The organism is Streptomyces sp. MBT65, from assembly GCF_016612545.1.
Taxonomy (GTDB): domain Bacteria; phylum Actinomycetota; class Actinomycetes; order Streptomycetales; family Streptomycetaceae; genus Streptomyces.
This window is the reverse complement of sequence record NZ_JAENRY010000052.1, coordinates 1-17,189: the sequence shown is the minus strand read 5'-3', so window position 1 is coordinate 17,189 and position 17,189 is coordinate 1. Positions and strand designations below refer to the sequence as shown.

The window sequence follows — 17,189 nt, the reverse complement described above, 5'->3', positions numbered from 1 at the left end:
GCGACTACGCGAGGGCTATTCGACCGATAGTGATCATCTCTTTCGTACGACGACGAAGTCGGCGAGCGCCGTGAACTGCGCCCGAACCCGGTCGGGCATGTCGATGGCGTCGAGGACCTCGATGGCGATGGTGTGTTGACGGCGTGCCTCTTCGGCGGTCCACTCGCGGCCGCCGGCCTCCTCGATGAGCGCGGCGCGGGCCGCGAACTCCTCCTCGGAGAAGTTCTCGAAGTCGCTGCTCTTGGCGTCGGCGGCGAGGATCTCGCCGAGCCGGTCGGAGGCGGGTCCGCCCGCCGCGAGCGCCGCCACCACGGGCAGGGACTTCTTGCGCTGGCGCAGATCGCTCCAGGTCTGCTTCCCGGTGGCCTCCGGGTCGCCCCAGATGCCGAGGAGGTCGTCGACGGCCTGGAAGGCCAGGCCGAGGTGGTAGCCGTACTTCTCCAGGACGTCGGCGGTGCGGTCGTCCGCACCGCCGAGCACGGCCCCGATGGAGGAGGCGCAGGCGAGCAGGGCGCCGGTCTTGTTGCCCTCCATCTCCAGGCACTCCTCGACGCTGACGCGGTCGCGGTGCTCGTAGGAGATGTCCTGCGCCTGGCCGTCGATGAGGGCGCGGGTGGCGGTGGTGAGGCGGCGGGTGGCGCGGCCGGCCTCGACGCTGCCGAGCTCCAGCAGGACCTCGTTGGCCAGCGCGAACAGGGCGTCACCGACGAGGATCGCCTGGGAGGGGCCGTGCACCTTCCAGACGGTGTCGCGGTGCCGGCGCTGCTCGTCGCCGTCCATCAGGTCGTCGTGCAGCAGCGAGAAGTTGTGGACCAGTTCGACGGCCACGGCGCCGGGGATGCCGGTCTCGGGCGCGGCGCCGGTGACCTCGGCGGAGAGCACGGCGAGCGCGGGGCGTACGGCCTTGCCGCCGTCGCCGGCCGCGGGGTTGCCCTCGGCGTCGATCCAGCCGAAGTGGTAAGCGGCGACGGTGTCCATGGGAGGTGCCAGGCGGTCCACGGCCGCCCGCAGTACCGGTGTGGCAAGGGTCCGGCCGCGCTCCAGGAGCGCGGACACGTCCACCGCGTCGGCAGCCGTCTCGGCCGGGGGCACAGTGGGCACAGTCTCTCCTCTTGTCGTGCTACCGGGGGTGCGGGGGCCTGCCGCATGCTGGTCGAGCATCACGCCGCCTCCTCGAATCCGAAGAGGTGACGGGGGCGGGGCCGGCCCAGGGCGGCGAGTGCGGCGTCCGCCGCGCTCACCCCACTGCGAACCGCACTCTCCATGGTCGCGGGCCACCCTGTGGCGGTCCACGCTCCGGCCAGGTACAGGCCGGGGGCCTTGGTGCGGGCGCCGGGCCGCAGCCGTCCGACGCCGGGAGCGGGAGCGAACGTCGCCGTGCGCTCCCTGGTCACGAAGAAGTCCTTCACCTCGGCGCCGCGCGCACCGGGCAGCAGCCGCTCCAGCTCGGGCAGATAGCGCTCCCTCAGCGCGGCCACGGTCTCGTCGATCTCGTCGTGCACGGCGGACTGGGACAGCGCCAGGTACTGGCCGTCCTTCAGCCCGGACGCGTCGGTCCGGTCGAACACCCACTGCACGGGGCTGCCGAGCGCCGCGAAGAAGGGCCGGGTGAGGACCGTGCGGTCGTAGACGACATGGATGTTGAGGATCGGCGCGGTGTCGATCGCGAGCAGTCGCCCGGGGTCGTCGAGGGCGCCGTCGGGCAGCAGATCGTGGGCCTCGCGCTGGGGTACGGCGAGCACGACGGCGTCGGCCTCGATGCGCTCGCCGGGAACCTGAACGCTCCAACGCCCGTTTTCCTCAGTGGAGACGGAGGTGACGCGTGTACGGACTTCGGTACGCACGCCCGCGGAGTCGAGCGCCTTGCGGGCGAGCCGGTCGTGCAGTTCACCCAGCGGGACGTGTGCCCAGCCGATGTCGGCCGCGCCCGGGTCGGAGAGCAGACCGGTCTTGAACACCATCGCGGCCAGGGCGAGCGAGGAGTCGCCCGCGACCGCGTTGAGGGTGGCGACCCCCACCAGGTCCCACAGTGCCTCGACAGCACGCGCCGACTGACCGTGCGCGGTCAGCCAACTGCCGAAGTTCTGCGCGTCCAGGGCCGGATCGGCGAGATCGAGCCCTTTGAGCGCGAGCGCGGCACGGCCTACTTTGGCGCGCTCGGCGAGCGAGAGATGCGGGTAGGTCGCGAGGCTGCGTCCGAGATGCAGCGGCACCGGCAGCGGATCTCGCCGCAGTCTGCCCAGGCGGCGTCCCTCGGGACGGTTCGCGTCGAGTACGGGCACGTCGAGACGATCCTGCAGCGGAGCCAGCGCCGCGCCCTCGATGCGGTCGAGGAACCAGCGGTAGGCGGTGCAGCAGCGCAGATACACATGCTGGCCGTTGTCGACGGTGAGGTCGCCGCGCTGGAAGGAGAAAGCGAGCCCGCCGAGGCGCGGGCGGCCTTCGAGCAGGGTGACGCGGACTCCGGCGTCGGCGAGCGCGAGGGCGGAGGTGACACCGGCGAGCCCGCCGCCGATCACGACGGCGTGCCGTCCGGCGCCACCCGCCGGTTCGTCCGCGGGCAGCCCGTCGGACCGCGTCCCGTCGCTCATCGTGCACTCCCCCCTGCGGACCCGCCGCGGCGGGTCGTCGCAGTCAGGGACGCCGCTCCGCACCGGAGGGTTGCGTGCCGCATTCCTCCGGTGACATCACCTTGGCCCACTTTGTCCATCAGGTGCGCCCCCTGAGGGTCCGGCGCGTGACGTGCCGGGCGTCCAGGCCGGACAGACCGCGCACCGCGACGTAGGCCTTCTCGCGGCCGGGCAGGGAGACGCGGCCGCGCAGGACGGCCTCCGGCTCGCGCTCGATGCGGTCCAGGAGACGGCGGTAGATGCCGGCCATGGCGGCGACGCAGGCGCCGCTGCGGCGGTCGAGCATGGGGAGCAGCCGGTAGCCCTCGGCGAACAGGGTGCGGGCCCGTCGTACCTCGAAGTGGACGAGACCCGCGAAGTCGGAGCCCTCCGGCGGGTTCGGCCCTTCGAACCCGGCCGAGCAGCCGAACTTCGCGAGGTCGTCCGCGGGCAGATAGGTGCGGCCGTCCTCGGCGTCCTCGCGGACGTCCCGCAGGATGTTGGTGAGCTGGAGCGCGAGCCCCAGCGTGTCGGCGTACTCCGAGGCGCGCTCGACACCGCGCGCCCCCGGCTCCGTGCCGAACACGCCGAGCGAGAGCCGCCCGATCGCGCCCGCGACACACCGGCAGTAGACCTTCAGGTCGTCCCAGGTCTCGTAGGTCTCGCCGCGGACGTCCATCAGGACGCCGTCGATCAGCTCGTCCAGGCCGTCGAGCGGGACCGGGAAGGCCTCGGCGGTGTGCGCGAGGGCGACGGCGACCGGGTCGGTGTCGTCCTCCTCGACCTTGCCCTCGCGAACGCGCGTGAGCAGCGCCCGGGTGTCCTCCAGGCGGGCCGCCTTCACGTCCGTCGCCAGCGTGCCGTCGCCGATGTCGTCGACCCGCCGTGAGAACGCGTACAGCGCCGACATGGCGCGGCGCTTGGGCGTCGGCAGCAGTCTGATGCCGTACGCGAAGTTACGTGCCTGCTGTCCGGTGACGGCCTCGCAGTAGCTGTAGGCGGCGAGTACCGGTGCGGACATGTGCGGTGCAGACTCCACGCTGCGGATCACCCCTCTCCTCGCAGAGTCACGCCCACCTCACGCAGCAACTGGATCTTGCCGGGCTTGGGTGGGCCGGGAAGTACGTCGTATTCAGCGGCGACGATCGCTCGGATCGCCGCTCTTCCCCCCGCCACGAACCCCGCGAGCAGCAGCTTCAACCTGCCGTGGACGCTACCCACCAGGGGGGCGCCTTCATTCAGGAGATCGCGGGCTCGTTCTGCTTCGTATGCAACCAGTGCGCGCACCGATGCGCCCGCGGAGGGCGTGGCGAGATCCGCTTCCTGGACGTGAAAGCGCTTCATGTCCTGGGCGGGCAGGTAGATGCGGTCGCGGCCGAGGTCCTCGGTCACGTCCTGCAGATGTTCGACGATCTGAAGTGCGGTGCAGATCGCGTCGGAGAGCCGGACCCGCTCGGGGGTCTCGGTGCCGGTGACGCCGAGGACCAGGCGGCCGACCGGGTTCGCGGACAGTTCGCAGTAGGCGACGAGATCGTCGTAGGTCTCGTAGCGCGTGACGAGCTGGTCCTGGCGGTTGGCGGCGATCAGGCCGAGGAAGGGTTCCGGGGTGAGCGCGCACCGGCGGACGGTCGGCTGGAGGCGGCGCAGCAGGGGGTGGCCCGGGGTGCCGTCGAAGACGCGGTGCAGATCGGCCTCGAAGGCGTCGAGGAGGAGCAGACGGTCCTCCGCGTCCTCGGGGGACACGCCGAGCAGGCGGGCGTCGGCGCCACCGGGGGCCAGGTCGCCGTCGCCGATGTCGTCGACGAGGCGGGCGAATCCGTACACCGCCATGAGATCGGTGCGCCAGGCCCTGGGCAGGAAGAAAGGCGCCACCGGGAAGTTCTCGGCCGCGGCCTTGTCGAGTGTGCCGCGCTCCGGATCACCGGTGCCGGCGGAGCCGGTTCCCGTCACCGCTCGCTGCCAGGGGCGGGGACGGCACATGCTTCGGTGAGCTGGGGAGTTTCCGTAGCCATTGCCGTCACATCTCCCGTTCTACACTGCCGACCCAATACACACTATTTCGGACACGCCGCCCAGTCGTCCGCACAGATACCCGTAGAAGGGTGTCGCGCATTATCGCCCCACTTGCCGCTATTCGGCACCGGTACAGCTTACGTTGTACAACGCAGCGAGCTTCCTCGGGGTGTCCTGCACATCACAACAACACACCGATTGGCGTCAAGATTCCTTGGGCCGGGCCGAGTTGACGTTTCCTTTGCAGACGCAGGGCCCCGCCGGAGAGTTCCGGCGGGGCCCTGGGAAGCGCTCTGGGCTTTTGTACCCGGGTGCGGGTGGACTACTTGCCCGTGAACTTCTCGTACTCCTTGAGGACCTCGTCGGTCGGGCCGTCCATCCTCAGTTCGCCGCGTTCCAGCCACAGCACCCGGTCGCAGGTGTCGCGGATGGATTTGTTGTTGTGACTGACCAGAAACACCGTGCCCGCGGACTTGCGCAGTTCGCGGATGCGCTCTTCCGAGCGGACCTGGAACTTGCGGTCGCCGGTGGCCAGCGCCTCGTCGATCATCAGGACGTCGTGGTCCTTGGCGGCCGCGATGGAGAAGCGCAGCCGGGCCGCCATGCCCGAGGAGTAGGTGCGCATCGGGAGGGTGATGAAGTCGCCCTTCTCGTTGATGCCCGAGAAGTCGACGATCTCCTGGTAGCGCTCCCTGACCTGCTCGCGGGACATGCCCATGGCGAGCCCGCCCAGGATGACGTTCCGCTCGCCGGTGAGGTCGTTCATCAGGGCCGCGTTCACGCCCAGCAGCGAGGGCTGGCCGTTGGTGTAGACCCGGCCGCTCTCGGCCGGGAGCAGGCCCGCGATGGCGCGCAGCAGGGTCGACTTGCCGGAGCCGTTCGAGCCGATGAGGCCGACGGCCTCGCCGCGGTAGGCGACGAAGGAGACGCCCTTGACGGCGTGCACCTTGCGCACCCCGCGCTCCTCGCCGCGCTTGACTATGCGGCTGAGGGCGGAGGTGGCGCTGCCCTTGCCGGTCTTGGCGCCGTGCACCCGGTAGACGATGTGCAGCTCGTCCGCGATGACGGTGGGGACCTGGTCCTGCGGGGTCCCCTCCACGGTCTGCTCAGCCACGGCCGTACCTCTCCTCCGCCTGCCAGAAGTACACGAAGCCGCCGGCGAACAGGACCACGGCCCAGAAGGTGGCGATGGCCCACACGTGCGGCGGCAGGTTCGAGGAGCCGTAGCCGTCGATGAGCGCGAAGCGCATCAGGTCCATGTAGATGGCCGCCGGGTTCACCTGGAGCACACGGATGAACAGCTCGGAGCGGCCCTCCAGGATGGTGGTGATGGAGAACATGACGCCCGAGGTGTACATCCAGGTGCGCAGGATGAACGGCATCAGCTGCGCGAGGTCCGGGGTCTTGGCGCCCATCCGCGCCACGATCAGCGCGAGCCCGGTGTTGAAGAGGAACTGCAGCAGCAGCACCGGGAAGATCAGCAGCCAGGACAGGCCGGGGTAGCTGCCGAAGCCGACGACGATGATGAACAGCACGAGCATCGAGAACAGCAGCTGCTGAAGCTGCTGGAGCGCGAAGGAGATCGGCAGCGAGGCGCGCGGGAAGTGCAGCGCGCGCACCAGGCCGAGGTTGCCGGAGATCGCGCGCACGCCCGCCATGATCGAGCTCTGCGTGAAGGTGAACACGAACACGCCCGTGACCAGGAACGGGATGTACACGTCCCGGGACATGCCCCGGCTGGCCTTCAGGATGACGCCGAAGATGAAGAAGTACACGGCCGCGTTCAGCAGCGGTGTGGCCACCTGCCAGAGCTGGCCGAGCTTCGCCTGGCTGTACTGGGCCGTCAGCTTCGCCTGGGAGAAGGCGAGGATGAAGTGCCGGCGTCCCCAGAGCTGGCGGACGTACTCGGCGAGTCCGGGGCGGGCACCGCTCACGGTCAGCCCGTACTTGGCGGACAGCTCTGCCGCCGTGAGGCCTTCGTCGGGCGACGGACGCGGACTCACCGCGACCCCGCCGTCATGCGTTGTCTCACTCAAGGTCTGGAAGCCCTCGTCTTCGGATGCGTCTTACGGTTCTTCGGATGCGTCTTACGATCGTCTTGCGTTCGTCTTACGGAATTGTGCTACATAACGCGACACGTCTCCGCCGACGGATACGGTCCGGGGAGAGTGTGCGCGCCGAACGCGCGGTCGAGCGCCCGCCGAGCTTGTCAGATCACGGGAGGACGGCCCAGCCGGGTCAGCCGCCACACCGTACGCCACCGGATGGGCCGGCGCGGTCCGCACGGGGTGGTCCAGCCCTCCTTGAAGCCGCCGAACCAGGCCCGCAGGGCCGGGCGCGAGGGGCGGCGCACCAGGGTGAGCAGCAGCCATACACCGAGGTAGACGGGGACCAGGGGCGCGGGGAGGTTGCGGCGGGCCAGCCAGACCCGGTTGCGGGCGACCATGCGGTGGTAGACCGCATGCCGCGAGGGGGCGGTCGTGGGGTGGTACAGCACCATGTCCGACCGGTAGTCGATCATCCAGCCCGCGTCGAGGGCCCGCCAGGCGAGGTCGGTCTCCTCATGGGCGTAGAAGAACTCGTCCGGGAGTCCGCCGACCTCCGCGAAGACCTTCGTACGGATGGCGTTGGCGCCGCCGAGGAAGGTGGTGACTCGGGAGGAGCGCATCGGGTCGGAGGCGCGCAGGCGTGGGACGTGGCGGCGTTGGGTGACGCCGGTCTCCGGGTCGGCGATGCGGAAGCTGATGATGCCGAGTTCGGGGTCGGCGGCGAAGGCCTGCCGGCACAGTTCGGCGGTGTCGTGCTGGGCGAGGAGCCCGTCGTCGTCGAGGAACATCACTATGTCGACATCTCGACCGGCGGGCCCGAAGGCGTCCAGGCCGACGTTGCGGCCGCCGGGGATGCCGAGGTTCTCGGGCAGCTCCACGGTCCGGACGCCCTCGGGGACGTCCGGCACGGGTGAGCCGTTGCCGACCACGACCGCCTCGACCCGGTCGCCGTCCTGCTTGGCGACCGAGTCGAGCAGCGCTCGCAGTTCGTCGGGGCGGTTGCCCATGGTGATGATCACCGCGCCGACCTTCATGCCGCTCACTTCAGCCTGCTCGACGCGAGGATCGACACCAGGTGCAGCAGGGTCTGGAGCAGCGCGATGCCGGCCAGTACGGCGACGCCGAGCCGCGAGTAGAACAGGTCGCCGCGGACCTGGTCGACGATCGCGAGGACCAGGATCAGCAGGGACGCCTCGATGCCGAGGATCAGCCGGTGGAACTTGAGCATCGCGGCCGCCTTGCGGGCCAGCGCCATCCCGGAGGACCGCATCTCGGCCGCGGACTCCTGGACCGGTGCCTTGCCGGTCTGGTGCCGGGCGACCCCGACCAGGTCGGTCTCGGCCTTGATCAGGATCGCGCCGAGCGCGGCCAGCGTCCCGAGGAAGGCCCACAGCCAGTCGATACGGCCGCTGCCCCACAGGTCGGCGGCGCGCAGCCCGAAGCCGACCAGCACGGCGGCGTCGGTCAGATAGGCGCCGACCCGGTCGAGGTAGACCCCGGCGAGGGAGTACTGCTTGCGCCAGCGGGCGATCTCGCCGTCGACGCAGTCCAGCAGCAGATACATCTGGACGCACACCACACCGAGCACGGCGCCCGTGATCCCCGGCACCAGCAGCGCCGGGGCGGCGAGCACGCCGAAGACGGTCATCAGGTACGTGAGCTGGTTGGGCGAGACCCTGGTGTTCACCAGGTAGCGGTCCACCCGCAGGGACACCTCACGCATGTAGAGGCGTCCCATCCAGTGCTCACCGCTGCGCCGGTCCTTCACCCCTGCGGGGTGGACGACGGGACGGAGTTCAGCTACCGATGGCCTTGACATAGTCGGCGTAGATGTCCTTGATCTGGTCGGTTTTCAGGTCGAGGTGTTCGAGGATGGTGTAGCGCCCGGGGCGGGTCTCCGGAGCGAACTCCACGGCGCGGACGAACTCGTCCACCGTGAAGCCGATCTCCTCCGGCAGCACCGGCAGTCCGTGCCGGCGCAGCACCTCGGCCATGTAGGCCGATTCCTCGTGGGCTCCGCGCAGGTACATCGCGAAGGCCGCGCCCAGTCCGCACTGCTCGCCGTGGGCGGCGGCGCGTTTGGGGAAGAGCAGGTCGAAGGCGTGGTTGATCTCGTGGCAGGCGCCGGAGGACGGACGGGAGTCGCCCGACACCGACATGGCGATCCCGCTGAGCACGAGCGCCTCGGCGAGCACCTGGAGGAAGGCGTTGTCGCCGACCCCGCCGGGATGGCGCAGGACCGCTTCGCCCGCCTGCCGGGCCATGGCCGCGGCCAGACCGTCGATCTTCTCGCCCTTGACGCGGTTCGCGAGCTCCCAGTCCGCGATCGCGGAGATGTTGGAGATCGCGTCCCCGATGCCCGCCCGCACGAAGCGGACCGGTGCCTCGCGGATCACGTCGAGGTCGATGACGACGGCGATCGGGTTCGGCACGCCGTAGGAGCCGCGGCCCGCGTCGTTGTCGAGGGTGGCGACGGGCGAGCACAGGCCGTCGTGCGCGAGGTTCGTCGGTACGGCGACCAGCGGCAGGCCGATGCGCGCCGCGGCGAACTTGGCGCAGTCGATGATCTTGCCGCCGCCGAGGCCCACGACGGCGTCGTAGTGACCGGCCTTCATGTCGCCGGCCAGCTGGATCGCGTCGTCGAGGGTGCCGCCGCCGACCTCGTACCAGGTGGCACCGGGCAGCGAGGGTTCCAGCCGGGCGCGCAACCTGGCGCCCGATCCGCCGCTGACGGCGACCGCGAGCCGGCCGGAGTGCGAGATGCGCTGGTCGGCGAGGACACAGGCCAGGTCGTCGAGGGCACCCGGGCGGATGTCGACGACGACGGGCGAGGGGATCAGCCGGGTCAGTACAGGCACGCGATCTCCCGACCCTTGGCCAGATCGTCGTGGTTGTCGATCTCGACCCACTTGACGTCGCCGATCGGGGCCACGTCGATCCGGAAGCCGCGGTTCACCAGTTCCTGGTAGCCGTGCTCGTAGAACTGCTGCGGGTCGGTCTCCCACACCGTCTTGAGCGCGTCGGCCAGTTCGAGGGTGGCGTCGCCCTCGATGAGGGTGACGCCGATGTACTCGCCCGTCGCCTCGGCGGGGTCCATCAGCTTGGTGATCTTCGTCATGCCCTTGGCGGGGTCGACGACGACCTTCATCTCCTCGTCCGCAAGGGACTTGACGGTGTCCAGCGCGAGGATGATCTTCTTGCCGTCGCCGCGGGCGGCGAGCAGCGTCTTCTCGACGGAGACGGGGTGGACGGTGTCGCCGTTGGCGAGGATCACGCCGTCCTTGAGGGCGTCACGTCCGCACCAGAGGGAGTAGGCGTTGTTCCACTCCTCGGCCTTGTCGTTGTCGATGAGGGTGAGCTTGAGGCCGTACTTCTGCTCCAGGGCCGCCTTGCGGTCGTACACGGCTTCCTTGCGGTAGCCGACGATGATCGCGACCTCGGTCAGACCGATCTCGGCGAAGTTGCCGAGGGTGAGGTCCAGAACCGTGGGTTCGCCCTCTATGCCCGCGGGCCCCACCGGCACCAGCGCCTTGGGAAGGCTGTCGGTGTAGGGGCGCAGACGCCGTCCGGCGCCGGCCGCCAGCACGAGGCCGATCATGCGGGTTCTCCTTCATCGTGTACGGCGGGCGCCCCTGCGGACACCCAGAAGCGGATGCTCTCGACGAGCACCAGCAGGGCCACGGCCACGGCGAGCACCGTGAGCGCGACCGTGAACTGCGACGCGGTGAGCGCGGCGGCGAGGACGGTGACGAGCAGCGTCCGCCCTTCGTGCCCCCCTATGGCGCGCACCAGCCAGGCCGGGGGCGCCCCGGCGTTGCCGCGGATGCGGTACACCGTGTCGTAGTGATGGTAGGCGACGGCGGCCACCAGGCCGAAAGCCGCCGGCAGTGCTCCGTTCACCTCCGCTTTGGCCGCGAGGATCAGGACGGTGCAGTATTCCGCCGCCCGGAAGAGCGGCGGGACCAGCCAGTCGAGGGCGCCCTTGAGGGGGCGGGACAGGGCCTGGCCGGCGGTGACCGCGTAGACGAAGGCGCCGGCCACGGGGGCCCAGGTGACGCCGGAGAAGAGGGACACGGCGAGGATGGCGGTGCCCGAGAGTGCGATCAGGAGCGGGGCGCCGAGGCGGCCGGGGTTGACGCGGGCCACGAACGACGCGAACGGCCCGTTGTCCGCGAGGTCCGCCAGCGCCTGCGCGGCCCGGTCCGTGCGCTTCGCCTTCCGGGTCAGCGAGCGCAGCACCCGGCCGGCCGTGGTGTACGTCGCCGCGAAGGCGCAGCCGACGAGGAGGACGTAGAAGGTGATGCGGGGGGTCGTCGCGGCCGTGAGGACGGCGATCATCGCCCATCGTTCGCCGATGGGCAGGACTATCATCCGGCGCACCCAGACCGTCCAGCCGACGCTGTCCAGCTTGTCCGAAAGGGCGGCGGTGGGGCTGGTGTTGGCGGTGGCGTCGTGGTTGGCCTCGTTGAAGGAGAAGTCCACGACGTGCCGGCAGGTCTGCAGGATCATCGCGCCGAGCGCGAGCGCCCATACGTCGTCGCCGCCCCGGGCCGCGCCGAGCGCGAGGCCGGCGTAGTAGGCGTACTCCTTGGCGCGGTCGAAGGTGGCGTCGAGCCAGGCGCCGAGCGTGGAGTACTTGAGCGCGTAGCGGGCGATCTGTCCGTCGACGCAGTCGAGGACGAAGGAGAAGAGGAGCAGCACTCCGGCCACGACATAGCCGCCGCGGGTGCCGGTGGCCGCGCAGCCCGCCGCGACGATCGCGGTGAGCAGGGACGCGGTGGTGACCTGGTTCGGGGTGAGGCCGTGGCGGGCGCACCAGCGCGCGATGTAGCGGGAGTACGGGCTGATGAAGTGGGTGGTGAAGAAGCCGTCGCGGGACTTCACGGCCGACTTCAGGCGTACGGCCTCGTCGTCGACGGCGGTGACGGCCTGCCGTGCCTCGTTGCGGGCCTGTGGGTCGGTGGGGACAGTGGCGACGAGGCTGCCCAGCTCGGGGCGGTGCACGTCGCAGCCGTCGGCGTCGAGGGCGGTGACGACGCGGCCGGCGAGGTCGTCGAGGAGGGCCGTGCCGCCGCGCGCCGAGTGCTCGCGGGCGACCGCGCGGGTCAGCGCCTGACGGCCGGCGGGCTGCGCGGTCACGGCGCCCGGTACCGCGGCGAGCGGGAAGCGGGGGTCGGTGAGGCCGAGGCGCAGCGCGTGCGGATGGCCCACGAAGCGGGCGTCCACGACGGCGACCCGCTGGTCAGCGGGGACCGCCGCGAGAAGCGCTTCCGCCTCGGTGGTGTCGGTGGCGGTCCGGACGTCGAAGCCGAGCGACCGCAGATCGCCCTCGATCGACGAACCGGGGACCGGCTGACCGGTGAGGATGGCGGTCGGCAACCGAACTCACTCCCTGGGGGCCGACGCCGGGCGCCGGTCATGTGCATGGTGGTGCGCCCCTTGGGTGGCACCCGGGCGGCATGTCGGCAGAGGCTATCGGATGCTCTCAAGCCCGTGTTCACCGGCCGTTCACGGCCTGATCAACAGGGTCTGCAGGCGCCTCCGCCGAGATCATCATCAGGGATTCGGGGCCCGGCCGACAAACCGCCCCCGGCAGACCGGGCATCACGGGACATTGCGGAGGGCCTCTCCGTATCGGCATAGGGTGAATGCCCATGACATGGCTGATCACCGGCGGAGCCGGATACATCGGGGCGCATGTGGCACGGGCGATGGCGGACGCCGGGGAGCGGGTCGTCGCCCTGGACGACCTCTCGGCGGGGAACCCCGCACGCCTCCCGGCGACGGTCCCGCTCGTCCACGGCTCCACCCTGGACGGCGACCTGCTGAAGCGGGTGTTCGCCGAGCACGGGGTGACGGGGGTCGTGCATCTCGCGGCGCGCAAGCAGGTCGCCGAGTCCGTGGCGCGGCCGACGTACTACTACCGGGAGAACGTGGGCGGACTGGCGACCCTCCTGGACGCGGTCGCGGACGCCGGCGTCGGGCGGTTCGTGTTCTCGTCCTCGGCCGCGGTCTACGGCGACCCGGGCGTCGACCTGATCACGGAGGACACCCCGTGCGCGCCGGTGAACCCGTACGGCGGGACCAAGCTCACCGGTGAGTGGCTGGTCCGGGCGGCGGGCGCGGCGCACGGCATCGCGACGGTGTGCCTGCGCTACTTCAACGTGGCGGGCGCCGCCGCCCCCGAGCTGGCCGACACGGGTGTCTTCAACATCGTGCCCATGGTCTTCGACCGGCTCAGCCGCGACGAGCCCCCGCGGATCTTCGGCGACGACTACCCGACTCCGGACGGCACCTGCGTCCGCGACTACATCCATGTCGCCGATCTCGCCGAGGCCCATCTGGCGGCGGCCCGACGGCTGTCCGAGGACGGGGTGGGCGGCGACCTGACGGTCAACATCGGCCGCGGGGAAGGGGTTTCGGTCCGCGAGCTGGTCACGGCGATCGGTGAGGTCACCGGTGACCGGCGGCCGGCCCTCGTCGAGGGACGGCGCCCCGGGGACGCGCCGCGCGCGGTCGCCTCCGCCGAGCGGGCCGCTGTGGAACTGGGGTGGACGGCTCGGCGCGGGGTGCGGGAGATGGTCGACTCGGCCTGGCAGGGGTGGCGGCTGCACCACACCCCGTGAACTTAGGCTGCCCTGACCTGCGATTTGTTTGCGCAGGTCAGGGCACATGACAACGGTGTTCAGTGCCGCGTTGCCCGATACCCCCCACCCGTAGTTCACTGGGGTTCCGGGCAGTAATCAGGAGGGCGGCTTTCCATGGGGGCAGGGCACGACCACGGGCATTCTCACGACGCTCCCGTGATCGGTACGGCGGCAGCCGCGTACCGGGGCAGGCTGCGGGTCGCGCTGGGGATCACGATCACCGTGATGGTGGTCGAGGTGGTCGGCGGGCTGCTCGCGGACTCCCTCGCGCTCATCGCGGACGCGGCCCACATGGCGACGGACGCGCTGGGCCTGGGCATGGCGCTGCTCGCGATCCACTTCGCGAACCGGCCGGCCGTCGGCAACCGCACCTTCGGCTTCGCCCGCGCGGAGATCCTCGCCGCGCTCGCCAACTGTCTGCTGCTGCTCGGCGTCGGCGGCTACGTCCTGTACGAGGCGGTCCAGCGGTTCGTCACGCCCGCCGACACCGAGGGCGGGCTGACCATCGTCTTCGGCCTGATCGGCCTGGTCGCGAACATGATCTCCCTCACGCTGCTGGTGCGCGGCCAGAAGGAGAGCCTGAACGTGCGGGGCGCGTTCCTCGAGGTCGCCGCGGACGCGCTGGGCTCCCTCGCGGTGATCATCTCGGCCGTGGTGATCCTGACCACGGGCTGGCAGGCGGCCGACCCGATCGCCTCCCTCGCCATCGGCCTGATGATCGTGCCGCGCACCCTGAAGCTGCTGCGCGAGACCCTCGACGTCCTGCTGGAGTCGGCGCCCAAGGACGTCGACATGCAGGACGTGCGCGCCCACATCCTGGCCCTGGACGGGGTCGAGGACATCCACGACCTGCACGCCTGGACGATCACCTCGGGCATGCCCGTGCTCTCCGCGCACGTGGTCGTCCGCACGGACGTGCTGAACGCCATCGGCAACGAGAAGATGCTCCACGAACTCCAGGGCTGCCTCGGCGACCACTTCGACGTGGAGCACTGCACCTTCCAGCTGGAACCCCGGGGCCACGCGGAGCACGAGGCGAAGCTCTGCCACTGACGGCTGACGGCTGACGGCTGACGGCTGACGGCTGACGGCTGACGGAAAACGACCGAATCTGCGGGAAATCGACCGCGCCGGACGGAACGCAACCGTCCGGCGCACACACGTGTCCACACTCCCGCGACCCCACCCCCGGACGGTTCCCCCGTCGCCGCGCCGGGCACGATGAACTGCCGGGAGTGCCGGATTCGTACGGCAGACTTGGCTTTGAAGACCGATGTGAAGGATGGGTATGCCGACCACACCTGCCACCGCGACGCACAACTCGTCGAACGGCACCGCTGACGCGATCTTGCTCGAACTGGTCGACGAGAACGGCGTGACGATCGGCACCGCCGAGAAGCTCTCCGCCCATCAGCCGCCGGGCCGGCTGCACCGCGCCTTCTCCGTCTTCCTCTTCGACGAGCAGGGCCGGCTGCTCCTCCAGCAGCGGGCGCTCGGCAAGTACCACTCCCCCGGTGTGTGGTCCAACACCTGCTGCGGTCACCCCTACCCCGGCGAGGCGCCCTTCGCGGCGGCGGCCCGGCGGACGTACGAGGAGCTGGGCGTGTCCCCGACGCTGCTCGCCGAGGCGGGCACCGTGCGCTACAACCACCCGGACCCGGACTCGGGCCTGGTGGAGCAGGAGTACAACCACCTCTTCGTCGGCATGGTCCAGTCCTCGCTGCGGCCGGACCCGGAGGAGGTGGGCACGACCGCGTTCGTGACCCCCGCCGAGCTCACGGAGCGGCACGCGAAGGACAGCTTCTCGTCCTGGTTCATGACGGTGCTGGACGCGGCCCGCCCGGCGGTCAGGGAGCTGACGGGCCCGTCCGCGGGCTGGTGACCTCCTCCGCTACGGCACCTGCGCGAGCCTGAGCGGCAGCGCGGCCCAGATCACCTTGCCGCCGCTGGCCGTGTGCTCGACGTCGCAGACGCCGCCCGCCTCCCGGGTCACCTCGCGCACCAGGAGCAGTCCCCGACCGCCGGTCTCGTCGTGGTCGGCCACCAGGGCGGTCGGGCGGTAGGGGTGGTTGTCCTCGACGGACACCCGCACCCACTCGGCGCCGACGGCGACCTCCACGGCGAGGGTCGGCGACAGCAGCACCGCGTGCCGGACCACGTTCGTGACCAGCTCGGACACGATCAGCAACAGCCCCTCCAGCAGGTCCTCCGACAGGGGCACACCCTGCCGGAGGAGCAGGTCCCGTACGGCGTGCCGCGCCTGCGGGACGGAGGCGTCGACGGCGGAGGCGGTGAACCGCCAGACCCCCTCGTACGGCAGCGGATCCGGCGGGGCGGGGGCCGGAGGATCGTCCCTGCCGCCTTCTGGGCGTGGGCCTGACCCACCACCCTCGTTCTCCATCGTCCGGTCGCCACCCTTGCGCTCGATTGTCACCACCCGACGAGTGTTGGCAACGACCCGCCCCGCCCCCTAGGACTGAACAGAAGTCAGCAGTTTTCGGGTGTATCACGACCGCTTCCGCCCGACCCGTTCACGTGTCGGACCGCTCGTGTTCCGATCGTGCCGACTTCGCGAACTCTTCGGGTTGTACGTAGCATCCGGCGCATGGAGCCCCGCCTGCTGCACGAGGTCACCGGCTCGGTGGCCACCGTCGTCGTCCACCATCCCGGCAAGCGCAACGCGATGACCCCACAGATGTGGCGGTCGCTGCCGCCGCTGCTCGACTCGCTGGCCGCCGATCCGGCCGTACGGGCGCTCGTGCTCACCGGTGAGGGCGGGACGTTCTGCGCCGGGGCCGACATCTCGACGCTGCGGGGGTCGGCGGGTGAGGCGCAGGGGCTCGCGGTGCTCGCGGAGGAGGCGCTGGCCGCGTTCCCGAAGCCGACGCTGGCGGCGATCCGGGGTCATTGCGTGGGCGGCGGGGCGCAGTTGGCGGGAGCCTGTGATCTCCGGTTCGCGGAGCAGGGGTCGCTGTTCGGGGTGACTCCGGCGAAGCTGGGGATCGTATATCCGGCGTCCTCCACACGGCGGTTGGTGTCGCTGGTGGGTCCGGGGGCCGCCAAGTACCTGCTGTTCTCGGGTGAGTTGATCGACGCGGAGCGGGCGCTGCGCACCGGTTTCGTCGACGAGCTGCTGCCCGAGGGCGAACTGGCCAAGCGGGTCGCGGAGTTCACCCGGGTACTGGTCTCCCGTTCGCAGCTGACGCAGGCCGCGGCGAAGGAGTTCGCCGACGGCCGCACGGACCGGGACGGTCACTGGGCGGAGCAGGCGCGCGGCAGCGGCGACACCGCGGAGGGCGTCGCCGCGTTCCTGGAGCGCCGCGAGCCGCGCTTCACCTGGACCGCGTGAGGACGGGTGTCCCACCTATCGCGTCGTACCGACCAGTCGGTAACGTGCGGGGCATGACTACTGCCGCCGCCGATCCCCGTGCCGGACGCCGCTGCCACAACGCGCTCAACTCCCTGCACGCCACGCTCTACTTCTCGCCCGACCTGGGGAGGGAACTGACGGCTCTCGGGGTCAAGGACTCCCAGGCCGTCAACTTCGCCGTACGGGCGGCGGCGATGGGCGCGGTCGGGCCGGGCACGGTGACGGCGACCTTCTACAACTACAAGTACGACCTCGTGGCCCGGCACGTGCCCGCCGTGTGGGAGATCGTCTCCCCGGAGCAGGCCCTCGACGCACGCGCGCGTGCCGTCGACGCGACCCTGCGCCGGCTGCTCGGCGACGAGGTGGTGGAGTCGCGGGATATGGCCGAGGCGGCGCGACTGGCCCTGCGGGCCACCGAGGCGTGCACGCGTCCCGCCCGCCCCCTGTACGCCGCCCACGCGGATCTGCCCGTCCCCGAAGAGCCGCACCTGGCGTACTTCCA

17 protein-coding genes and 1 pseudogene are annotated in these 17,189 nt (G+C 70.8%); 5 read left to right on the top strand and 13 right to left on the bottom strand.

What is annotated here, in order from left to right; genetic code table 11:
- Positions 1–33: 33 nt before the first annotated feature.
- The 12 genes from JHN63_RS14430 to JHN63_RS14380 form a co-directional block, all read right to left on the bottom strand.
- The gene (locus tag JHN63_RS14430) at positions 34–1,161 is read right to left on the bottom strand and encodes a polyprenyl synthetase family protein (RefSeq protein ID WP_200680339.1); all 1,128 of its coding nucleotides are present in this window, start codon (positions 1,159–1,161) and stop codon (positions 34–36) included.
- Positions 1,161–2,591, bottom strand: a complete 1,431-nt coding sequence (gene hpnE, locus JHN63_RS14425; protein WP_200680337.1) for a hydroxysqualene dehydroxylase HpnE — start codon at positions 2,589–2,591, stop codon at positions 1,161–1,163. Before hpnE ends, JHN63_RS14430 begins: the two co-directional genes overlap by 1 nt.
- Complete coding sequence (locus JHN63_RS54650; RefSeq protein WP_374222916.1) at positions 2,588–2,674, bottom strand: hypothetical protein; 87 nt, start codon at positions 2,672–2,674, stop codon at positions 2,588–2,590. The genes hpnE and JHN63_RS54650 overlap by 4 nt, the downstream gene beginning before the upstream one ends.
- Positions 2,675–2,709: 35 nt before the next feature.
- Positions 2,710–3,660 (bottom strand): presqualene diphosphate synthase HpnD, encoded by a 951-nt coding sequence (hpnD, locus tag JHN63_RS14420; protein ID WP_200680329.1) that lies wholly within the window; start codon positions 3,658–3,660, stop codon positions 2,710–2,712.
- Positions 3,657–4,589 (bottom strand): squalene synthase HpnC, encoded by a 933-nt coding sequence (gene hpnC, locus JHN63_RS14415; RefSeq protein WP_234476702.1) that lies wholly within the window; start codon positions 4,587–4,589, stop codon positions 3,657–3,659. The genes hpnD and hpnC overlap by 4 nt, the downstream gene beginning before the upstream one ends.
- Before the next feature lie 355 nt (positions 4,590–4,944).
- Positions 4,945–5,736 (bottom strand): ABC transporter ATP-binding protein, encoded by a 792-nt coding sequence (locus JHN63_RS14410; RefSeq protein ID WP_200680318.1) that lies wholly within the window; start codon positions 5,734–5,736, stop codon positions 4,945–4,947.
- Positions 5,729–6,658 (bottom strand): ABC transporter permease, encoded by a 930-nt coding sequence (locus tag JHN63_RS14405; RefSeq protein ID WP_200680316.1) that lies wholly within the window; start codon positions 6,656–6,658, stop codon positions 5,729–5,731. Before JHN63_RS14405 ends, JHN63_RS14410 begins: the two co-directional genes overlap by 8 nt.
- 173 nt (positions 6,659–6,831) lie before the next feature.
- Positions 6,832–7,704 carry a glycosyltransferase family 2 protein gene (locus JHN63_RS14400; RefSeq protein ID WP_200680380.1) on the bottom strand — a complete coding sequence of 291 codons (873 nt, stop codon included), beginning with the start codon at positions 7,702–7,704 and terminating at the stop codon, positions 6,832–6,834.
- Between the two features lie 5 nt (positions 7,705–7,709).
- Positions 7,710–8,489, bottom strand: a complete 780-nt coding sequence (locus JHN63_RS14395; RefSeq protein ID WP_200680314.1) for a CDP-alcohol phosphatidyltransferase family protein — start codon at positions 8,487–8,489, stop codon at positions 7,710–7,712.
- Positions 8,467–9,528, bottom strand: a complete 1,062-nt coding sequence (locus JHN63_RS14390) for an iron-containing alcohol dehydrogenase family protein (protein WP_200680312.1) — start codon at positions 9,526–9,528, stop codon at positions 8,467–8,469. The genes JHN63_RS14395 and JHN63_RS14390 overlap by 23 nt, the downstream gene beginning before the upstream one ends.
- A complete protein-coding gene (locus JHN63_RS14385; protein WP_200680310.1) occupies positions 9,516–10,268 on the bottom strand; it encodes a sugar phosphate nucleotidyltransferase in 753 nt (250 codons plus the stop codon). The genes JHN63_RS14390 and JHN63_RS14385 overlap by 13 nt, the downstream gene beginning before the upstream one ends.
- Positions 10,265–12,049, bottom strand: coding sequence for a DUF5941 domain-containing protein (locus JHN63_RS14380; protein ID WP_200680308.1), 1,785 nt, complete (start codon positions 12,047–12,049; stop codon positions 10,265–10,267). The genes JHN63_RS14385 and JHN63_RS14380 overlap by 4 nt, the downstream gene beginning before the upstream one ends.
- 275 nt (positions 12,050–12,324) lie before the next feature.
- On the opposite strand from JHN63_RS14380, the gene galE reads away from it, so the two are divergent.
- From galE to idi, 3 genes are all read left to right on the top strand, one after another.
- Positions 12,325–13,296: a UDP-glucose 4-epimerase GalE gene (gene galE, locus JHN63_RS14375; protein WP_200680306.1), complete on the top strand. Its 972-nt coding sequence runs from the start codon at positions 12,325–12,327 to the stop codon at positions 13,294–13,296.
- A 135-nt stretch (positions 13,297–13,431) separates the two neighbouring features.
- Positions 13,432–14,370: a cation diffusion facilitator family transporter gene (locus tag JHN63_RS14370; protein ID WP_200680304.1), complete on the top strand. Its 939-nt coding sequence runs from the start codon at positions 13,432–13,434 to the stop codon at positions 14,368–14,370.
- A 235-nt stretch (positions 14,371–14,605) separates the two neighbouring features.
- On the top strand, positions 14,606–15,199 hold the full coding sequence (gene idi / locus JHN63_RS14365; RefSeq protein WP_200680303.1) for an isopentenyl-diphosphate Delta-isomerase: 594 nt from the start codon (positions 14,606–14,608) through the stop codon (positions 15,197–15,199).
- Positions 15,200–15,208: 9 nt separating this feature from the next.
- Here idi and JHN63_RS14360 read toward each other — a convergent pair whose 3' ends face one another.
- Entirely contained in the window at positions 15,209–15,718 is a 510-nt protein-coding gene (locus JHN63_RS14360; protein WP_200680378.1) for an ATP-binding protein, read from the bottom strand.
- Between the two features lie 204 nt (positions 15,719–15,922).
- On the opposite strand from JHN63_RS14360, the gene JHN63_RS14355 reads away from it, so the two are divergent.
- Both JHN63_RS14355 and JHN63_RS14350 read left to right on the top strand, forming a co-directional pair.
- The gene (locus JHN63_RS14355) at positions 15,923–16,666 is read left to right on the top strand and encodes an enoyl-CoA hydratase/isomerase family protein (protein WP_200680301.1); all 744 of its coding nucleotides are present in this window, start codon (positions 15,923–15,925) and stop codon (positions 16,664–16,666) included.
- Between the two features lie 53 nt (positions 16,667–16,719).
- Positions 16,720–17,189: pseudogene (locus tag JHN63_RS14350) on the top strand (hypothetical protein); the annotation flags it as partial.

Excerpts from the sequence above, each read along its gene's own strand:
- idi (WP_200680303.1), top strand. The coding sequence starts at position 14,606 with ATGCCGACCACACCTGCCACCGCGACGCACAACTCGTCGAACGGCACC.
- JHN63_RS14430 (WP_200680339.1), bottom strand. The coding sequence starts at position 1,161 with ATGCTCGACCAGCATGCGGCAGGCCCCCGCACCCCCGGTAGCACGACA.
- JHN63_RS54650 (WP_374222916.1), bottom strand. The coding sequence starts at position 2,674 with ATGCGGCACGCAACCCTCCGGTGCGGAGCGGCGTCCCTGACTGCGACG.
- galE (WP_200680306.1), top strand. The coding sequence starts at position 12,325 with ATGACATGGCTGATCACCGGCGGAGCCGGATACATCGGGGCGCATGTG.
- JHN63_RS14370 (WP_200680304.1), top strand. The coding sequence starts at position 13,432 with ATGGGGGCAGGGCACGACCACGGGCATTCTCACGACGCTCCCGTGATC.
- JHN63_RS14385 (WP_200680310.1), bottom strand. The coding sequence starts at position 10,268 with ATGATCGGCCTCGTGCTGGCGGCCGGCGCCGGACGGCGTCTGCGCCCC.
- hpnE (WP_200680337.1), bottom strand. The coding sequence starts at position 2,591 with ATGAGCGACGGGACGCGGTCCGACGGGCTGCCCGCGGACGAACCGGCG.
- JHN63_RS14395 (WP_200680314.1), bottom strand. The coding sequence starts at position 8,489 with ATGTCAAGGCCATCGGTAGCTGAACTCCGTCCCGTCGTCCACCCCGCA.
- JHN63_RS14355 (WP_200680301.1), top strand. The coding sequence starts at position 15,923 with ATGGAGCCCCGCCTGCTGCACGAGGTCACCGGCTCGGTGGCCACCGTC.
- JHN63_RS14400 (WP_200680380.1), bottom strand. The coding sequence starts at position 7,704 with ATGAAGGTCGGCGCGGTGATCATCACCATGGGCAACCGCCCCGACGAA.
- JHN63_RS14360 (WP_200680378.1), bottom strand. The coding sequence starts at position 15,718 with ATGGAGAACGAGGGTGGTGGGTCAGGCCCACGCCCAGAAGGCGGCAGG.
- hpnC (WP_234476702.1), bottom strand. The coding sequence starts at position 4,589 with ATGTGCCGTCCCCGCCCCTGGCAGCGAGCGGTGACGGGAACCGGCTCC.